1 protein-coding gene is annotated in these 1,290 nt (G+C 66.8%); it reads left to right on the top strand.

All coding sequences use genetic code 11. The features are described from left to right. A partial coding sequence (locus tag EB084_25795) for a hypothetical protein (GenBank protein NDD31677.1) occupies window positions 1-1,290 on the top strand: 1,290 nt, incomplete at both ends.

Below are 1,290 nucleotides of genomic sequence, written 5' to 3'. Positions count from 1 at the left end.
GTTCATAGAGCTTGGGTACGACGATCTGGACTACCTCAAGAGTTCGTCCCAGGAGGAGCTTCTGCGGGTCGCAAAGAGTGTTCATATGCTCGAGGGTCACGCCGTCAGGTGGATCAGATCGCTGAGCGGGACTGCGGCGTCGCCTGGTGCCGCGGAGCTGGTCAGAGTTCTGCCGGCGCAAGCGACCCCCAATGACGACGAGGAGGGGGAGCGCATCGTTCTCTGGTTCATCAAGGCCGACAAGCTTCGGGGCTGCGATGATCGGGTGCTGCCCAGGTTCCAGGACCTGCAGCGCCAGAGGCCCGACTGGTTTGTCGAGAAGGAGATCACTCTCGAGGGCGCGTGCAAGCACGAGTACGCGGACGACGTGCTTGCCGTCTCGCACCGCTGGGAGCAGCCAGCGGAGCCGGACACGGAGGGCAAACAGTTCGCGGCCATGTGTGTGTACGTGCGCGGCAAGCCGGCCATCAAACTCGTCTGGGTCGACTTTTCGTGCGCGCCACAGAAGGAGCGTACCCCGGCCGAGGAGCTCGTCTTCGGGCGTACCCTGCGCTTCGTCTCCCTACTCTTTCTCGGCTCGAGGGTCCTCATTCTTTGCGACCGGACCTACACGACCCGCTTCTGGACGCTCTTCGAAGCGTGGATCTCGATGCAGATGGCGACCGTCGACGGCCTCGTGCCCGCTCCGCGCGAGAAGCGGCGCTGTGACATCGTGCCCATCCACCTCGCGAGCTCAGTCACGGCCTCGGAACTCGAGACCCTGGTGGCGGGCAAGAGCTTGGATCAGATCTACGCGATGCTCGGCAGCCCGGACATTCAGGTGACCAATCAGAAGGACAAGGGCATGCAGCTCGCCAAGCTCTTGGCGCTCGACCATCAGGTCAGACTGGTTGTGCGCAAGATGGCGCCGCCGACGCTGACGCTCGCCGGCGGAGCCCCGAGGCCATCAGGTGGCGGTGCGGGCGCGGGCACGGGCGCAGATGCGCCGGCCCCCTCGAAGGACGAGCGGCTGCAGCGGCTGGTCGAGCAGGTGCGCAGCGGCAGCGCGGATGCGGCCGGAGCGCTGGCTGACATGGGCGACGACGAGTCGCGGGTGGCGATTGCGAGGGCGGGCGGCATCGTGCCGCTCGTGGCGCTGCTCACGGCCCAAGACCCAGCGGCCGGGGCGGAGGCGGCGCGTGCGCTGCGGAGCCTCGCGTTCAACGACGAGAACGAGGTCTTGATCGCGCAGGCTGGCGCCATCGCGCCGCTCGTGACGCTGGTGCAGAGCGGCACGGCTGGCCAAAAGGA

It is taken from the genome of Pseudomonadota bacterium, assembly GCA_010028905.1.
Classification (GTDB): Bacteria; Vulcanimicrobiota; Xenobia; order RGZZ01; family RGZZ01; genus RGZZ01.
Note: the sequence above shows the minus strand (reverse complement) of the source record. Positions and strands in the feature narration are given on the sequence as shown.